General features: G+C 47.0%; 17 protein-coding genes. 16 read left to right on the top strand and 1 reads right to left on the bottom strand.

Features of this window, described 5'->3' with window-relative positions:
- Positions 1–34: 34 nt before the first annotated feature.
- From HMPREF9469_RS04145 to purD, 11 genes are all read left to right on the top strand, one after another.
- Entirely contained in the window at positions 35–742 is a 708-nt protein-coding gene (locus tag HMPREF9469_RS04145) for a metal ABC transporter ATP-binding protein (RefSeq protein ID WP_007859449.1), read from the top strand.
- Positions 729–1,538: a metal ABC transporter permease gene (locus HMPREF9469_RS04140; protein WP_007859448.1), complete on the top strand. Its 810-nt coding sequence runs from the start codon at positions 729–731 to the stop codon at positions 1,536–1,538. The genes HMPREF9469_RS04145 and HMPREF9469_RS04140 overlap by 14 nt, the downstream gene beginning before the upstream one ends.
- A gap of 47 nt (positions 1,539–1,585) precedes the next feature.
- Positions 1,586–2,638, top strand: coding sequence for a CobW family GTP-binding protein (locus tag HMPREF9469_RS04135; protein WP_007859446.1), 1,053 nt, complete (start codon positions 1,586–1,588; stop codon positions 2,636–2,638).
- Positions 2,565–4,187, top strand: coding sequence for a permease (locus tag HMPREF9469_RS04130; RefSeq protein WP_040414951.1), 1,623 nt, complete (start codon positions 2,565–2,567; stop codon positions 4,185–4,187). Before HMPREF9469_RS04135 ends, HMPREF9469_RS04130 begins: the two co-directional genes overlap by 74 nt.
- Positions 4,178–4,972, top strand: coding sequence for a TIGR03943 family putative permease subunit (locus tag HMPREF9469_RS04125; protein ID WP_007859443.1), 795 nt, complete (start codon positions 4,178–4,180; stop codon positions 4,970–4,972). Before HMPREF9469_RS04130 ends, HMPREF9469_RS04125 begins: the two co-directional genes overlap by 10 nt.
- A gap of 142 nt (positions 4,973–5,114) precedes the next feature.
- A complete protein-coding gene (locus tag HMPREF9469_RS04120; RefSeq protein WP_007859441.1) occupies positions 5,115–5,981 on the top strand; it encodes a DMT family transporter in 867 nt (288 codons plus the stop codon).
- A gap of 111 nt (positions 5,982–6,092) precedes the next feature.
- The gene (locus HMPREF9469_RS04115) at positions 6,093–6,836 is read left to right on the top strand and encodes a GntR family transcriptional regulator (RefSeq protein ID WP_007859439.1); all 744 of its coding nucleotides are present in this window, start codon (positions 6,093–6,095) and stop codon (positions 6,834–6,836) included.
- Between the two features lie 246 nt (positions 6,837–7,082).
- A complete protein-coding gene (gene purE, locus HMPREF9469_RS04110; protein WP_007859436.1) occupies positions 7,083–7,598 on the top strand; it encodes a 5-(carboxyamino)imidazole ribonucleotide mutase in 516 nt (171 codons plus the stop codon).
- Positions 7,599–7,648: 50 nt separating this feature from the next.
- Positions 7,649–8,683, top strand: coding sequence for a phosphoribosylformylglycinamidine cyclo-ligase (gene purM / locus HMPREF9469_RS04105; protein ID WP_007859434.1), 1,035 nt, complete (start codon positions 7,649–7,651; stop codon positions 8,681–8,683).
- Positions 8,677–9,270 (top strand): phosphoribosylglycinamide formyltransferase, encoded by a 594-nt coding sequence (gene purN / locus HMPREF9469_RS04100; RefSeq protein ID WP_007859431.1) that lies wholly within the window; start codon positions 8,677–8,679, stop codon positions 9,268–9,270. Before purM ends, purN begins: the two co-directional genes overlap by 7 nt.
- Before the next feature lie 86 nt (positions 9,271–9,356).
- Positions 9,357–10,631 carry a phosphoribosylamine--glycine ligase gene (gene purD / locus HMPREF9469_RS04095; protein ID WP_007859430.1) on the top strand — a complete coding sequence of 425 codons (1,275 nt, stop codon included), beginning with the start codon at positions 9,357–9,359 and terminating at the stop codon, positions 10,629–10,631.
- A gap of 11 nt (positions 10,632–10,642) precedes the next feature.
- On the opposite strand, the gene HMPREF9469_RS04090 is transcribed toward purD, so the two are convergent.
- On the bottom strand, positions 10,643–11,527 hold the full coding sequence (locus HMPREF9469_RS04090; protein ID WP_007859429.1) for an AraC family transcriptional regulator: 885 nt from the start codon (positions 11,525–11,527) through the stop codon (positions 10,643–10,645).
- Positions 11,528–11,655: 128 nt separating this feature from the next.
- On the opposite strand from HMPREF9469_RS04090, the gene HMPREF9469_RS04085 reads away from it, so the two are divergent.
- The 5 genes from HMPREF9469_RS04085 to HMPREF9469_RS04065 all read left to right on the top strand — a co-directional run bounded on the left by HMPREF9469_RS04085 (position 11,656) and on the right by HMPREF9469_RS04065 (position 16,782).
- Positions 11,656–12,294 (top strand): DNA-3-methyladenine glycosylase family protein, encoded by a 639-nt coding sequence (locus HMPREF9469_RS04085; RefSeq protein ID WP_007859428.1) that lies wholly within the window; start codon positions 11,656–11,658, stop codon positions 12,292–12,294.
- Positions 12,295–12,308: 14 nt separating this feature from the next.
- Positions 12,309–12,842, top strand: coding sequence for a methylated-DNA--[protein]-cysteine S-methyltransferase (locus HMPREF9469_RS04080; protein WP_007859427.1), 534 nt, complete (start codon positions 12,309–12,311; stop codon positions 12,840–12,842).
- Between the two features lie 17 nt (positions 12,843–12,859).
- On the top strand, positions 12,860–13,381 hold the full coding sequence (locus tag HMPREF9469_RS04075; RefSeq protein WP_007859425.1) for a GNAT family N-acetyltransferase: 522 nt from the start codon (positions 12,860–12,862) through the stop codon (positions 13,379–13,381).
- Between the two features lie 163 nt (positions 13,382–13,544).
- Positions 13,545–15,299 (top strand): sensor histidine kinase, encoded by a 1,755-nt coding sequence (locus tag HMPREF9469_RS04070; protein ID WP_007859423.1) that lies wholly within the window; start codon positions 13,545–13,547, stop codon positions 15,297–15,299.
- Complete coding sequence (locus HMPREF9469_RS04065; RefSeq protein WP_007859421.1) at positions 15,277–16,782, top strand: response regulator transcription factor; 1,506 nt, start codon at positions 15,277–15,279, stop codon at positions 16,780–16,782. Before HMPREF9469_RS04070 ends, HMPREF9469_RS04065 begins: the two co-directional genes overlap by 23 nt.
- Positions 16,783–16,830: the final 48 nt, after the last annotated feature.

The raw sequence follows: 16,830 nt of genomic DNA, 5'->3' as shown, positions 1-16,830 counted from the left end.
AACAGAAAAAGAAACAGGATAAAGGAGTAAGAACATGGATGCCATGACAGTCAGGGGGCTCAGCTTCTCTTATGGAAGCGTCCGGGTGTTGCATGAGATAAATATTGCCATTCCACAGGGAAGGTTTGCGGTACTGCTGGGCCGGAACGGGGCTGGAAAAAGCACGCTTTTGAAGCTGGCTCTGGGAGAACTTTTTCCGGACAGCGCCCAGGGGCGGATAGAGATCCTGGGGCAGGATGTAAGGCAGTTTCACAACTGGCGGGAAGTGAGCTATGTTCCCCAGGGCGGCATGGCGTCCTATTACAGATTTCCCGTTTCCGTAAATGAGATCGTCCAGGCCAACCTGTACTCTCAGATCGGAAGATTCCGGTTTGCAGGAAAAAAGGAAAAAGAAAAGGTGCGCCAGGCCCTGGCACAGATTGGAATGGAAGAGTACGGAAAAGAGCTGATCGGACGGCTGTCCGGGGGCCAGAGACAGAAGGTCCTTTTGGCAAGGGCTCTGGTAAACCGGCCGCGCTTGCTGATATTAGATGAACCTACATCCGGTATGGATGAGAAAAGCACAGCTGACTTTTACCAGCTGTTGAGAAAGATCAACAGGGAAGAGCAGGCGGCGGTCCTGATGGTCACCCATGACCGGAAAGGGATCCTGCCGTATGCGGATGATCTGTGGCTCTTGGAGGATGGACGGGGCAAACGTATGGAGGAAGGCCGGGAGGAAAACAAAGATGGAAATATTTAATTATGCGTTTATGCACAGGGCCTTTATGGTTGGGATCTTATTGGCCGCGGTGATCCCCTGTATTGGGATCGTGATCGTATGCAAGCGCCTGTCCATGATAGGAGATGCCTTATCCCACTGTTCTCTTGCAGGGGTGGCTGCAGGGCTGATCCTGGGAGTGAATCCCGTGGTGGCTGCCGCTGCCGCCTGTGTGATCGCTGCCTTTGGCATAGAGGCGGTCCGCAGAAAGCTGCCGGTATTTTCAGAAATGTCCATTGCCGTCATTATGTCCGCAGGGATTGGCCTGGCAGGCGTATTATCTGGATTTGTAAAAAATGCCGCTAATTTTAACAGCTTTCTGTTTGGCAGCATTGTGGCGGTCGGCGATGGGGAGTTATACCTGGTGATGGGAGTCAGCGCTGCGGTCCTGCTGGTGTTTTTGCTTTTTTACAAGGAATTATTCTATGTTTCCCTGGATGAGCAGGGGGCCAGACTGGCAGGAGTGCCTGTGAAGACCGTGAATTTCCTGTTTACGATCCTCACTGCACTGACCATTTCCGTTGCTGCCAGAACCGTGGGTGCCCTCATTGTTTCCTCCATGATGGTGGTGCCCGTGGCATGTGCCATGGAATTGGGGAGAAACTACCGCCAGACACTTTTGTGCGCTGTTGTACTGAATGTTGTTTTTATGGTAATAGGGCTGTTTGCCGCGTATTATCTGGGGTTAAAACCGGGAAGCGCCATTGTGCTGGTGGGAGTGGTCTGCCTGGTCCTGGTGCTGTCCGTAAAACGTCTTCTGAGAAAAAGTTGCAGCTAAAGGAAAGCATGTTCAAATATGCCCCAGGGCGGAAGAATGGAGTTTATATGACTGATATCTATATTATATCCGGGTTTTTGGGATCCGGAAAGACAACGCTGATTAAGACCATGGTCCGTTCCGTATTCAGGAACAAGGCGGTTATGGTGATTGAAAATGACTTTGGGGAAACAGGGATCGATGCCGGGCTCCTTCGGGAATATGACCTGAATGTGACCAGTTTAAGTGCAGGCTGTATCTGCTGCAGCCTTACAGGAGACTTTGCGGCGGCCCTGAATGGGATCTTAAAAGATTACTCGCCGGATGTGATCCTGGTGGAGCCCTCGGGCGTGGGCAGACTCTCTGACATACTTAAGATCTGCTTCCGGCAGGAGGACAAAGGCAGGCTTCACATTCGGAAAACAATCACGGTGGTGGATATCCGGACCTTTGATAAATATCTTAGAAACTACGGTGAATTTTTTGAAGATCAGATCATCTACGCAGACCTGGTCCTTCTGAGCCATCAGGAGGAGTGTCCGGATCGGATCAGAGCCATAGAGGAGAAAATACAAAGGATCAGCCCCGAGATCAGGATAGAAGCGGATTTCTGGGATTCCATCCCCTTGTCCGTGTTCCGGTTCGGTCCGCGAAACAGTAATGTGATCAAGATGGAGATGGAGGAGGCCGTGGCAATAAGGCCCGTGCGTATCCGGCGGAATGCGTGCGGGGAGGGTGGGCAGAAAATGAACTTTGTCCGCCGCTATTTTGCCAGGGATGTTTTTTCCTCCGTCACACTAAGGTGGGAGCCGCCCCTTACTGAGGAGCAGCTGGGGAAAAAGGTACTCCATGTGGTGAAGCATGCGGACGGTGAGATCCTGCGGGGGAAAGGGATCGTGCCTGGGGAGAACAGCGGTCTGGTCTTTCATTTTATTCCGGGAAGCCTGAGCATTGAACCCACAAGTGCGGCCGGAAACCAGGTATGCTTTATCGGCACAGGACTGGACGAACGGCAGATACGGACATTATTCAGCGAGGAGGAAAAGGATGGGGATACCTGTATGGGTCATAACCGGTCTGCTGGATTCGGGAAAGACAACACTGATCAATCAGCTGATTGAACGGGAATTGGATGGGCTGGATCTTCTGGTGATCCAGTTTGAATCAGGAGAAGTAACATGCGCCCCGCAGCTGACCGGAAGCAGGTCGCATACACGGGGAAAACAGGCCGGCCGGGTGGAAAAATTGGTTTTTTCAAAAGGCCGGCTGGAGCAAAGCCCCTTTTTTATCGTTAACTCCATACGGAACTGTCTGAAACAGCGCGGTCCCGGCCAGGGACCTGATCTGATCCTGATGGAGTGGAACGGTATGGAACATTTTCATAAACTGGAAGAAATGTTCCTGCAGTTTACTGCCAAAACAGCCATACATATCAAGAAAGTGGTCTACGTGACACAGGAAAGCGGTCTTACAACTGGAATTCCAAATGCGGGTGCGGCTGCATTTTCACAGATAGGGGCAAGCGACTGTGCCTTTATCAGCCGCAGGGGACGCCGCCATATGGGGAGGATGACCGGCATCCTGTCCGGCTGTAATCCCGGCATAAAGGTATTCCACCAAAGAAAATGGGACAGTTTTGTCTCGGAAATGTTCAGATCCCCCATTCCACCATGCTTCTGGTTTTTGACCGCAGCGGCTGCCGCAGGAATCTATGGAGGGATATGTTCCGGGCTGAATGGACTGGATTTTCCGGCGGGACGGTTTGTAAGCACATTTCTTGGAGTGTTTTTGCAGGCAGCCCCTTTTCTTGCCCTGGGCGCCCTTCTCTCATCCCTGATCCAGGTATATGTGCAGCCATCATGGATACGGAGAACGTTCCCGAAAACAGTTCTGGCCGGCCAGCTTTTTGCAGTGGCTGCCGGATTCTGCCTTCCGGTCTGCGACTGCGCATCCATACCTGTTTTTAAGGGTCTGGTAAAAAAGGGGGTTCCCCTGCCTGCTGCGGTTACATTTATGCTGGTATCCCCTGTCATCAATCCGGTGGTGGTCCTGTCCACCTGGTATGCGTTTAACGGGAATTACCGGATCGTTGCGGCCAGGTGCGTCCTGGGGATCGTGTGTGCCGTACTCTGCGGACTGACCTTTCTGATCAGGACGCCAGGGGACTGTCTGTGTGAAGATCCCGTGCCTGTACAGGCGGGCTGCGTGGATTACCGCATACCTGCATGGAAGGGAACAGGGCAGTCACGCCTCGGACTGGTGATCCGGCATGGGCAGAATGAATTTTTTTCAGTGGGTAAGTTCCTTCTCATAGGGATTTTTGTATCCTCACTGTTTCAGAAGATGGTCCCAGGAGGACTGCGGGCAGGGGAAGGGACGGATCCATGGATCGCCCTTCTTTTGATGATGGGAATGGCTTTTGTACTTTCCCTCTGTTCCTCCTCCGATGCGGTGGTGGCCGGGAGCATGGCCGGAAATCTGCCCATGGGAGCAATCCTTGGATTTTTAGTATTTGGCCCGATGATGGATATAAAAAATGCCGCCATGCTGCGGTCCGGCTGCCGGCCCGGATTTGTGGTGCGGCTGCTTTTCACCACATTCCTTGTGTGCTTTCTGGTGACGGCCCTGTTTATGGCGTGCCAAAAGGGAGGAGTGCCCATATGGATTTGAGAGGAAAAGGGCTTGACCTCCAGGCATTGGCGGAATGTGTCTGCTGCCTGCTCCTTGGCATCCTGCTGTTTTGCCTCACCTATTCGGGCAGGTATTTAAACTATGTGACACCTAAGATGAAGCCTTACCTTTACGGTTTTTCTCTTCTGCTGTTTCTGTGGGCAGGTATGCAGGCCAGATATTTACCCACACCCCGGTACCGGATCAGCCTGTCACGTTCTTTTGTAATGCTCATTCCCATCCTGATGCTGGCAATGCCTTTGCCTGCTTCTGAGGGGAGAGGCATTGCCCAAGATTATGGCAGTTCCGGCATTTCCAAAGTGCTTTCAGGCAATGAAAACGGGAACAAAAATGAGGATGAAAGAGAAGACAATGGTGAGGATGAAAGGCCATGGTATGATCTGAAGGGACTGGATAAAGAAACAAAGACCATAACCATTGGGGATGAGGATTATTATACATGGATCTATGAACTGGGCAGTTTCTATGAAACCTATATTGGATACACTGTTGTGATGAAAGGGTTTGTTTACCGGGCTCCGGATATGGATGAAAAATGCGGTTTTGCCCTGGTCCGCCTTTCCATGTGGTGCTGCTCAGCTGACTTAAGTCCCCTGGGATTTCTGGTGGACTGCAATGGAGACCTGGACCTTCAGGATGGGGATTGGGTGGTTGTAAGGGGAATATTGGGAGTTACAGAAGACGGCGGCTCCCTGTTACTAAAGGCTCAGAGTATTGAGGCGGCTGAGAAACCGCAGGAGGAATATGTATATCCTTATTTTTAATCAGGTCATTGACGAAAAAGACATAATATTTGAAAAGAATGACATATTAAATATATCGTAACTGTTCAGGACATCCATTGTGAAAATGGGTGCAATCTATCACTCTAAGCTCAGATCAAGGATCATTCATATGGAGGAAACTATGCCTGTAACACAGAAACAAAAAGGAATCATATATATGATACTGTCGGCTCTATCCTTTGCAGCCATGCAGGTAGTGGTGCGCCTGACCAGGGAGATTCCCACCATGGAACAGATCTTTATGCGCAATCTGTTTATCCTGATTGCCGCATGTTATATGATCCATCGCAATGGGGGATCCTATTTTGGGGAACGGAAATATCAGGTGGGTCTGTTTGGACGTTCCGTTTCCGGTTTCCTCGGCCTTGTCACCCTGTTTTATGCGTCCAGCCATGCGGCGCAGGGGGATGTGACCATACTGAACAAGCTGTCGCCCATTTTTGTGACCCTTCTGGCAGTGGTCTTTATGAAAGAAAAGATGCTGCCCATACAGGTGCCCGCCCTGGCCCTGTCTGTTCTTGGGGCGAGTATTGTGTTCCGGCCCAGTTTCCAGTCAAATCCCCTGCCCCTTGTAATGGCGCTTTTGTCAGCCCTCACATCGGGGATCGCCTATACGCTGCTGGGATATCTGAAGGATAAGGTGGACGCTATGACGATCATCATGCACTTTTCCACCTTCAGCGTAGTGGGCTCCCTGCCGTTTATGATCGGTAATTTTGTAGTGCCCAGCCTGTCACAGCTCCTGTTTCTGATCCTGATCGGAGTGTTCGGTTCCCTGGGACAGGCGTTTATTACCTATGCGTACCGGTATGCTCCGGCTTCCGAGATCAGCATCTATAATTACTCCGGGATCCTGTTCAGTCTCCTCTTTGGACTCATTGTTTTAGGGGAGCCGGTCAAATTCACATCAATGATAGGGGGTGCATTGATAGCAGCCGCATCACTGATGGTTTTCGTTTACAGCAGCAGGATCGGTAAAAAAATATAATTGCCCTATAAAGAAAGCCATGCTATAATGTCGTTGACGGTGTGGTGACATAACACCTTGGCATTTTCCAGTGTCTGAATAAAAGGAAAGATAGGGAGAGAGGGGTAGTAAATGATAACTGAAGAAAATAATTCGTATGTTCCAAAATATGTTCAGATACAGAATTATATCCTGCAGAAGATCCAGGATGGTGTGTTTACCGTAGGGGACAGGATTCCATCGGAAGCAGAACTTTCCAGACAGTTCGATGTGAGCCGGATCACGGTGAACGCGGCCATCAAGGAACTGGCAAGCAGCAGGGTGGTGGAACGGATTCAGGGAAAAGGAACCTTTGTCCTGTCACCTGAAAAGGGCGCGGGCAGGCAGTCCATTGCTTTTGCCAGCGGTATAAAGATCGCTCCCTTTGAGTATTTTTCCAACAAGCCGCACAAACTGATTGAGCATGGGATCATACAGGCAGGTCCGGTGCTGTGCGCAAAACTGAATCTGGAGCAGGATTCCTATGTGTATAAAGTCGTACGCTGTGTCTGCGTGGACGGTCAGACCAATGAACTGGATTACAGTTATATACCGCTTTCTGTATGCAGCAATCATACCTTTGACTGCGAGGCCCTTGAGAAGATCTTTCTGCACGATTATGTCTGTAAATATTTCCAGGATAAGCCAACCCACCTTAAGATATTCATTAATACACAGATCACGGAAGATATGGATATCACATCTTTGAACATAGAAGACCAGGGAAATGTACTTACTTGGGATACCTTTGTATATAAGGAAGAGAAGGTTCTGGCCATTACCACCACGGTATGCGCATCACAGACCAATAAACCGTTTATTGCACTGGAGTTTTAAATTTTGATTTAATCATTTTAGCTGAAAAGGCAGGGGCCAGACAGGTACCTGCCCTTTTTCTGTCCTTTACACGTGGTTTGGGCATTTTTCTGTTCTATATAGGAAAATTTCAAGAATTATATTGACTACTCAAATATTTCCTAGTATTATAGTTATAAGTAAATAGCAAGCGTAAAAAGATATTTATAAGAATAACTAATAATAATTATCCTCTGTGGTAATGAATTTGGAAAAGGAGATTGAACAATGGCAAAAGTAGGAATTGTAATGGGAAGCGACTCTGATATGCCGGTTATGGCAAAGGCGGCGGAGATCCTTGACAAGCTGGGGATCGATTATGAGATGACGATCATTTCCGCTCACAGGGAACCGGACATTTTCTTTGACTGGGCAAAGGCAGCTGAGGAAAAGGGCTTTAAGGTGATCATTGCCGGTGCGGGCAAGGCTGCCCATCTTCCGGGTATGTGTGCTGCTATTTTCCCCATGCCGGTGATCGGTATTCCCATGAAGACCTCTGATCTGGGCGGCGTGGATTCCCTGTACTCCATTGTTCAGATGCCAAGCGGTATCCCGGTGGCAACCGTGGCAATCAACGGCGGAGCCAATGCAGGCATTCTTGCTGCCAAGATCCTGGCAACCTCAGATGGGGCTTTGCTTGGCAGACTGAAGGAGTATTCAGAGGGCCTGAAAAATGATGTTGTAACAAAATCTGAGAAACTGGAGTCCATTGGCTACAAGGAATATCTGGCACAGATGAAATAAGGGTCCGGGAGTTGGGACCAGGTCTAAATAATGCGGAGGATGATAATACAATGATGGATTACAAGAAGGCCGGAGTTGATATTGAGGCGGGATATAAGTCGGTTGAACTGATGAAGGAATATGTAAAAGGAACCATGCGCCCTGAAGTGTTAGGGGGAATCGGCGGATTTTCAGGAGCATTTTCCATGGCCGCCTTTAAGGGGATGGAGGAGCCAACCCTGCTTTCAGGCACGGACGGTGTGGGCACCAAGCTGAAGCTGGCATTTCTCATGGACAAGCATGACACAGTGGGGATTGACTGTGTGGCCATGTGCGTCAATGATGTTGCATGCGCAGGCGGTGAGCCGCTGTTTTTCCTGGATTATATTGCCTGCGGCAAAAATGTTCCGGAAAAGATCGCAACCATTGTAAAAGGCGTGGCGGACGGATGTAACCAGTCCGGATCAGCCCTTATTGGCGGTGAGACCGCAGAGATGCCCGGATTTTATCCCGAGGACGAGTACGACCTGGCCGGTTTTGCGGTGGGTATTGTAGATAAGAAGGATCTGATAACAGGTGAGAACCTGGCGTCAGGGGATGTACTGATCGGTATGGCATCCTCCGGTGTGCACTCCAACGGTTTCTCACTGGTTCGCAAAGTATTTGAAAAGGAAATGACATCCCAGGGGCTGAACACCTATTATGAGGAACTGGGAACCACCCTTGGCGAGGCCCTGATCGCTCCCACCAAGATCTATGTGAAGGCGCTGCGAAGCGTCAAGGATGCGGGCGTGACCATCAAGGCGTGCAGCCATATCACGGGCGGCGGTTTCTATGAGAATGTCCCGCGTATGTTGAAGGACGGGGTCCGGGCAGTGATCAAAAAGGACAGCTACCCCATTCCTCCCATCTTCGGCCTGCTGGCAAAGAAGGGACAGATTGAAGAAAAGATGATGTACAATACCTATAATATGGGACTGGGAATGATCCTGGCCGTGCATCCCGATGACGTGGATAAGACCATGGAAGCCATCAGGGCGGCCGGCGAGGCGCCCTATGTGGTAGGTTCCGTTGAGAGCGGAGAGAAGGGCGTGGCCTTATGCTGAATGTGGGTGTGATGGTGTCGGGCGGCGGCACCAATCTTCAGGCAATACTGGATGCAGTGGACAACGGAGCCATTACCAATGCGCAGATCCGGGTGGTGATCAGCAACAATCCCGGCGCCTACGCTCTGGAACGGGCAAAGAACCATGGCATTGAGGCCGTGTGCATTTCCCCAAAGAGCTATGAGACAAGGGATGGGTTCAACGAAGCATTTCTCGCAAAGGTGGATGAATACGATCTGGACCTGATCGTTCTGGCCGGTTTCTTGGTAGCGATCCCGGAAGCCATGACAAGGAAGTACGAGGGAAAGATCATCAACATCCATCCGTCCCTGATCCCTTCCTTTTGCGGAAAAGGGTATTACGGCCTGAAGGTTCACGAGGCGGCTTTAAAGCGCGGCGTGAAGGTGACCGGGGCCACGGTGCATTTTGTGGACAGCGGTATGGATACCGGCCCTATCATCCTCCAGAAGGCAGTGGAAGTGCAGGCCGGCGATACGCCGGAAATGCTTCAGCGGCGGGTGATGGAAGAAGCGGAATGGGTGATCCTTCCCAAGGCCATCCATATGATTGCAAATCATCTGATATAAAAGCAAAGACAGGGAGGGGCCCCGCGGGGGTTCCGCCCTTTTAGGGTTATTAAGATAGTACACCAAGGGTAAAAGGAGGACATAGTATGAAGGTGTTGATAGTAGGCGGCGGCGGACGTGAACATGCCATTGCGTGGAAGGCGGCACAAAGTCCCAGGGTGGAGAAGCTGTACTGTGCTCCCGGCAATGCGGGGATCGCCCAGGTGGCGGAGTGTGTGGATATAGGCGTGATGGACTTTGACGCCCAGGTTGCATTTGCAAAGGAACATGGGATCGATCTGGTAATCGTGGGTCCTGACGACCCGCTGGCAGCAGGGGCGGTGGATGCATTTGAAGCAGCCGGGATCAGGGCGTTCGGGCCAAGGAAAAATGCGGCCATCCTGGAGGGATCCAAGGCGTTTTCCAAGGACCTGATGAAAAAATACAATATTCCCACGGCCGGATACGAGACATTTGACTCCCCTGAGAAAGCCCTTGCTTACATTGAACATGCGCCAATGCCCATTGTGCTCAAAGCGGACGGCCTTGCGCTGGGAAAGGGCGTATTGATATGCAATACCAGGGAAGAGGCAAAAGACGGCGTCAAGACCCTGATGCTGGATAAGCAGTTCGGCTCTGCAGGTGACCGGATCGTGGTGGAGGAATTTATGACAGGCCGGGAGGTGTCCGTGCTCTCCTTTGTGGACGGAAAAACCATCAAGATCATGACATCCGCCCAGGACCACAAGCGGGCAAAGGACGGCGACCAGGGCCTGAATACGGGCGGCATGGGAACATTTTCCCCAAGCCCCTTCTATACGGAGGAAGTGGATTCTTTTTGCAGGAACTATATCTACCAGCCCACAGTGGATGCCATGAGGGCAGAGGGACGGGAGTTTCAGGGGATCATTTTCTTTGGGCTGATGCTCACGGAGCAGGGCCCCAAGGTGTTGGAATACAACGCCAGGTTCGGTGATCCCGAAACCCAGGTGGTGCTGCCCAGGATGAAGAACGACATCATGGACGTGTTCGAGGCATGTGTGGACGGCACGCTGGATCAGGTGGAGCTGGAGTTTGAGGACAATGCGGCCGTATGCGTGGTCCTGGCGTCCGCCGGATATCCGGAGCACTACGAAAAGGGATACAAGATGACCGGGTTTGAGAACTTTAAGGACAAGGACGGCTATTATGTGTTCCATGCAGGGAGCAAGTTTGACGCCGAGGGCAATATTGTGACCAACGGCGGACGGGTGCTGGGAGTGACGGCCAAGGGGGCTACGCTCAAGGAAGCCAGGGAGAACGCATATAAGGCAACGGAGTGGATCGAGTTTGGGAATAAGTATATGAGGCATGATATTGGGAAGGCGATTGATGAGGCTTAAGCATAATAATGTTAATTATTTTTGGCTGCATTTCGATATTCTTTCGGTGTGCAGCCGGTTTTTTCTTTGAAGCATTTTCCAAACCGGCTCATTTGATGAAATCCAACATTGGAAGCAATGTTTCCTACGGACTCATTCGTCTGTCTCAACAGCAATGCTGCTCTCGAAAGACGATATTCCATCAGATATTTATAAGGTGTGATTTGCATACTGAGTTTGAAGCAGCGAATACATTCGGATTTGCTGACATTGGCGCTTTGCGCCAGGCTCTCCAGCGTGACATCATCCCCATAGTGTTGTTCAATATAATGTAAAAATATTCTCATTCGCAAAGCTATAGTATCATCGGGTTTCACCTGTGAAAGAACATGGTTTTTTCGCGTCAGCAGCACAAGTGTGAAAAGCCGAATCATCACTTCGCACACATAAAACTCGTTTTTTTTCTTTTCCAATGTGGTAAGTTCCTGCATTATGAACAGTATCTGCTCACACCATGTTTGACGTTTGGAAAAATAACAAAAAGGAATGCACTCTTGTCCGATCAGGTTTTCCACCAGCGAATTGGCTGGGCATCCGGCATAAAATTTTAAAATATATTCGGGAAATACAAAACTCATATAATGACAATTGTTTGTCTGTTTTACAAGATGAACTACATTTCTGTTGATGAATATACCTTCGCTGCTTTGAAGTTCCACTTCATTGTTCAGCGTTTGAACGTGAACGGTGCCTTCCAAAACATAGATGAATTGCACGTCTTCGTGCCAATGCATTACACGAAAACCAGGATTGAGTGGATAACTGTGTCCGTTGACAACTTCAAGAACGAGATATGGGAAGTCTGCATCAGTATTTAAGTTGATTGAATTAATATAATTTTGCTGCCCTTTTTCCACGTTGAATTCTCCTGACTGCTGAAACTGCAATATTTTAATAATATTTGGAACTTTAATTATATTTTTTATAAATATATACGATATAATCATAATACAAATGAGAATGTTATGTCAAGTCAGGAGGTTTCATGTTTTTTCAGTATGGGGCGGAGGAAACAGAATATTTAAAAAAGAAAGACAAAATCCTTGGGCAGATTATTGACCAGATCGGTCATATTGAACGGGAGGTCCGACCTGACCTGTTTTCAGCAGTGGTCTATTCCATTATCGGTCAGCAAATTTCTACAAAAGCGCATAATACCATCTGGCTCAAGATGCAAATGGAACTTGGTGAAATTAATACGGAAAGCATCCTTGCCGCAGGCCGTGACAGGCTGCAGCAATTTGGCACCACTTATCATAAGGTAGACTATATTTTAGACTTTGCCCGAAAAGTCAAATCCGGAGCAGTGAATCTAAACCATCTGTCACAGCTGCCGGATGAGGAATTGATCGCTGAGTTATCTCAACTGAAAGGAATCGGTGTTTGGACGTCCGAAATGATTTTACTTTTTTGTCTTCAACGGCCGGATGTATTCAGCTATGGAGATCTCGCTATTTTACGTGGTATTCGTATGGCCTATCATCATAAAGAAATCAGCAGGGAGCGTTTTCAAAAGTACCGACAGCGTTTCAGCCCTTATTGCAGTGTTGCGAGCTTATACTTTTGGGCGGTTGCCGGCGGAGCTATTCCGGAAATGAAGGACTATGCACCAAAAAAACAGTAGAAAGGATAACAGATATGGATTATACAATTCATTACGATTCACCTCTGGGCGGAATCACTTTAGGCAGTGATGGCAAAGCCCTGCTGGGCTTGTGGTTTGATGACCAGAAATATTTTGCCGATTCCCTTGCAAAGCAATATGAAGTAAAAGAACTCCCGGTTTTTGAAGAAACAAAACGATGGCTCGATATTTATTTTAGCGGTGGGATTCCTGATTTTACTCCTCCGCTTTTGATGAAATGTTCGGACTTTAGAAAATCTGTGTGGAAAATCATGTTGGGTATTCCCTACGGTCACACTATGACATACGGTGAAATTGCAGATAAAGTTGCAAAGGAACGTGGACTTGAGAATATGTCTGCGCAGGCCGTTGGCGGTGCTGTTGGGCATAATTCCATCTCGCTCATTATACCCTGCCACCGCGTAGTTGGATCAAGTGGCAGCCTGACTGGCTATGCGGGTGGCATTAACAAAAAGGTACAGCTGCTCACACTTGAAAAAGCAAATATGGAGCACTTTTTTGTGCCTAAAAAAGGAACGGCGTTATAAAAAAGGGAGACAAACAGATGGTTAACCTTAAAACAGAAAGACTTATTTTAAGAAATGAAAAGCTGGAAGATGCAGAAACGTTATATAAATTTCTTGGATGTGATGCGGAAATGTCAAAGTACACCGGATGGAATCCCTATATCACGTTAGATTCTGCTAAAAAAAAGATAGAACAAGATATTCAAAATTCCGAAGATAAGAATTTTTACAGTTGGGTTATTCAATTCAAGGATGAAATAATAGGAACGATCGGCGCCTATGATTATGAGCCACAAACCAACAGTATTGAAATAGGATACAGTATTTTTAGGAATGCGTGGGGAAAGGGATATGCAACGGAGGCACTTTCTGAAGTGATCAGATATCTATTTGAGGACAAATCCATTAGTAGAGTGCATGCATGGAGTCATATGGATAATACCGCTTCACAAAAGGTTTTAGAGAAAGCAGGAATGAAAAGGGAGGGTATTAAAAAGAATTTGGATGGAATTGCAATAGAGCAAGTGATTTATGGAATCCTCCGAGATGATAGGAAATAATTTGAGTGTGCAAAAAATGAAAAGTGGATGCTGTAATATTCAATAGTAGGAGACGCTCAGAAAATGGGCGTCTTTCATATTGCAAACACTTGTTTGGAATGATAGAATGAATAAGTAGCTATCGGGGACACTTCTGATTAAAACTTGGTAATGGGGGTGTGATGTGAGAAAACTTGGAAAAAGCCTGAGGAGCAGAATCTTTTTAAGTGTTACATTCTTTGTTGTGATCCCTCTTATTGCTGCCATGAGTGTCATATGGAAAAAGACAAATGAGCAGATGATTGAAAGGCAGATCCAGTCATATGAGGAGAATACTTTATATATGTCAAGATTATGTGATGGCTTGTTTGACGATATAAAGGACAAATCCCTGCTTATTTATAATGATCAAAAGACAATGGAGATCCTTAACAAAGGATCGGGAATAAGCGAAGATGAACAAAAATTGTTAAATGGAAAAGTGAGTGCGATTTTTTTCAGTGATGATAAAATAAAATCACTTACATTCTATGTGGAAAAATCGAATTTAATGATTTACAGAAAGAGAAATGAGAGCAACAGGTTCTACCGAATTGAGAATGAAAAGGAACAGGAGTCTTATTTTATAAATCCCTATTATGCAGAGGATGTCAGATACCATATCAGCACGGTGAAGGATCAGGTAACCGGGGAGTATCTGGTTGTTTTGGATCAGAATATCATGGATCTGAATTACCGTTCTCTGGTACGTATGGAAATTGTATATGGAGATGAGATATTTGAACCTATTTTTTCAAATCCCGCAAAAGGCGGTGCGGACGGAAACTATGTGATTGATGACGATGGTCAGTTTTTATATGGAGAATTCGGAGAATATTTCCCGGATAAGATCAGGACATCATTGCAGTCAGCTCCCCAGGGAGTTTCTTATATGAATGAAGACGAGCCATACGTAGTCATAAAGCAGAAGCTGGCTGATTTTCCCTATGATGTGGTCAAATGCATATCTATGCAGGTGCTCATGGATGAATTGCTGCCTTATAGAAACGGTCTAATCCTGATGTTCATACTGATCATGATCATTATTGCTGTGCTGGCTCTTATTCTGTCCCGCCTTGTCAGCGGATCTATCAGGAAGTTTACGCAGTCGATCATCAGCTTCAGGAATACAACGGAAAATGTGGAATTGAAAATAGAGCCGGAACTCGATGAGATGAAAGAACTGGCAGAAGAATTTTCCGGTATGATGCATGAGATCAATCAGCTGATAGAAGAAAAGAGCGATGCAAGGTATAAAGAGAAAAAAGCATACCTGATGCTGCTGACCATGCAGATAAATCCTCATTTTTTGTATAACTCTCTGCAGACACTTCAGTTTATGGCATTAAAACGAAAAGCATTTGAAATGAACGCAATGCTGACATCACTGGGGAAGATCCTGCGCTACAGTCTGGATTGGGATAAGCAGCAGGTGACTTTGGAGGAAGAGGTGGAAAATGTATTGGAATATCTGAATATCCAGAAATTCCGGTATGTTGATGAGTTGGATCTGCAGTTGGACAGGCCGGAGACAGGCCTGGACTGTATGGTTCCCAAGATGATTCTCCAGCCGCTGGTGGAAAACTGCTTTGTACATGGCTTTAAGGGTAAAACAGGAGATTATAAAGTAAGGATAGATATATGCCATAACAACGGGGATATTACGGTCCTGATATGCGATAACGGGAAGGGCATGGAGTCTGCGCAGATGGAGAAGCTGAACGCAGAGATGGAAAAAGGAGAGAATTATATTGCATCAGGTCATACAGGGCTTTTGAGTGCAAGCTGCCGGTTAAAGGAGAAGTATCCGGGGGCATATGTGCGGATTGAGCAAGGCCAATGGTTTTGTGTGAAGGTATCAATACCGGGAGGTTATCATGAAGGTTCTGATCATAGATGATGAGATAAGTACAAGAGAGAGCATAAAGATATTAGCCGGCATGACATCGGAATCCGGGGATGAGGTTTATGAGGCAAGAAATGGCCTGGAAGGGTACCAGATGATTGAGAAAGTGCAGCCGGATCTTATCTTTTTGGATATGAATATGCCGGTTCTGGATGGAGCCGATCTTCTTAATATATTGGATGAGAATACATTCCAGGCAAAGATCATCATTGTCAGCGGATATACGGATTTCCGGTATACCAAGGCAGCTATTATAAAAAAGTATGTGGTGGATTATATTCAAAAGCCGATCGATGAAAAGCAGATCAGAGATGCCATACAAAAGGCCACGGGAAGGGCACAGAATGAGAGGATAGATACAACAAAGATTCAGACGAAAAAGGTACAGACGGGAAAGGGAAATGGTCATAAGGAAAATGAAGAACAGAAGGAGATTATGTTTGGGATTTTCATTGAAGATTTTCAAACAGTTTTAAAGAAAAATTATAATGGCTCGGTTGAAGTGCTTCAGTATTTTGTCATGTGTCAGGCGGAGCATCAGATACCCAACCTCACACCATATGCACCTAAAGAGGAAATTTACCAGTATGCATGTTTCTTTACGGTAAACAGGACAGAGTCACGAGGGCTGAACGAAGCGTTAAACCGTGTGACCCACAGATTAGAGAACCGATATGGCCTTAACGCTTACGCTGTGTATAGTGATGAATCAAAGACGGATCTTTATCAGATGTATATGGAAATATGCGAATTTATAAATTATGCTGATTTAGGTGAAGATGGACGGGTGGTGCGGACGGCCAGGCCGGAACCTGTGCCGCAGACAAGATCAGAGACGGCTTATTGGGCAGGGGAACTGCTATATTGTGGTAAAAACCGAAACAGAGAGCAGTTTGAAAAAACGGTACATTATATGTTTGAGAATATGGAAAACAGCGGGATCAGGACCATTTACGAGAGAAAGATATTCATATCAGGCCTTATTTTTGAGATTGGCAGAAGACTGAATGAGAAAGGCCTTCGTATGGAAAAACGTGTTTCAGAAAAGATGGAGGAGCTTTATTCAGGAAAACTGATGTTTACAAAGAAGTTTGCTCAACGCTGGATCAAGGAGTTTATGGAAGAAATATGGGAGATCTCGGGAGCAGAGGCAGTAGAGATACCGGATAAGCTGCGGGAGGTCCTGTATTATATTCAAAAAAATTATAATAAAAAAATAAGCCTTTCAGAGGTTTCTGATCAGTTTTATTTCAATGCTTCTACAGTAAGCCGTATGTTTGTAAAATATCTTGGAATCAACTATATTGAGTATGTAAATACGCTCCGCCTGGAAAAGGCAAAGGAGATGCTTGGCAATTCAAAAATGAATGTATCGGAGGTGGCGGAGAGGACTGGCTTTGAAAGCCTTAGTTATTTTAGCAAGCAATTTAAGAAAAAATATGGGGTAAGCCCGCAGGATTTCAGGAAAAACAAATAACAGAAGGGAACTGCTTCATTGTGCTGTTTGCATGTGGAGCAGTTATTT

The sequence above is a fragment of the [Clostridium] citroniae WAL-17108 genome, from assembly GCF_000233455.1.
Taxonomy (GTDB): Bacteria; Bacillota; Clostridia; order Lachnospirales; family Lachnospiraceae; genus Enterocloster; species Enterocloster citroniae.
Note: the sequence above shows the minus strand (reverse complement) of the source record. Positions and strands in the feature narration are given on the sequence as shown.

Coding starts and splice junctions, on each gene's coding strand:
- HMPREF9469_RS04130 (WP_040414951.1), top strand. CDS start 2,565: ATGGGGATACCTGTATGGGTCATAACCGGTCTGCTGGATTCGGGAAAG.
- HMPREF9469_RS04075 (WP_007859425.1), top strand. CDS start 12,860: ATGGTTAACCTTAAAACAGAAAGACTTATTTTAAGAAATGAAAAGCTG.
- HMPREF9469_RS04135 (WP_007859446.1), top strand. CDS start 1,586: ATGACTGATATCTATATTATATCCGGGTTTTTGGGATCCGGAAAGACA.
- purD (WP_007859430.1), top strand. CDS start 9,357: ATGAAGGTGTTGATAGTAGGCGGCGGCGGACGTGAACATGCCATTGCG.
- purN (WP_007859431.1), top strand. CDS start 8,677: ATGCTGAATGTGGGTGTGATGGTGTCGGGCGGCGGCACCAATCTTCAG.
- HMPREF9469_RS04065 (WP_007859421.1), top strand. CDS start 15,277: ATGAAGGTTCTGATCATAGATGATGAGATAAGTACAAGAGAGAGCATA.
- purM (WP_007859434.1), top strand. CDS start 7,649: ATGATGGATTACAAGAAGGCCGGAGTTGATATTGAGGCGGGATATAAG.
- HMPREF9469_RS04120 (WP_007859441.1), top strand. CDS start 5,115: ATGCCTGTAACACAGAAACAAAAAGGAATCATATATATGATACTGTCG.
- HMPREF9469_RS04080 (WP_007859427.1), top strand. CDS start 12,309: ATGGATTATACAATTCATTACGATTCACCTCTGGGCGGAATCACTTTA.
- HMPREF9469_RS04125 (WP_007859443.1), top strand. CDS start 4,178: ATGGATTTGAGAGGAAAAGGGCTTGACCTCCAGGCATTGGCGGAATGT.
- HMPREF9469_RS04140 (WP_007859448.1), top strand. CDS start 729: ATGGAAATATTTAATTATGCGTTTATGCACAGGGCCTTTATGGTTGGG.
- HMPREF9469_RS04085 (WP_007859428.1), top strand. CDS start 11,656: ATGTTTTTTCAGTATGGGGCGGAGGAAACAGAATATTTAAAAAAGAAA.
- HMPREF9469_RS04115 (WP_007859439.1), top strand. CDS start 6,093: ATGATAACTGAAGAAAATAATTCGTATGTTCCAAAATATGTTCAGATA.
- HMPREF9469_RS04145 (WP_007859449.1), top strand. CDS start 35: ATGGATGCCATGACAGTCAGGGGGCTCAGCTTCTCTTATGGAAGCGTC.
- purE (WP_007859436.1), top strand. CDS start 7,083: ATGGCAAAAGTAGGAATTGTAATGGGAAGCGACTCTGATATGCCGGTT.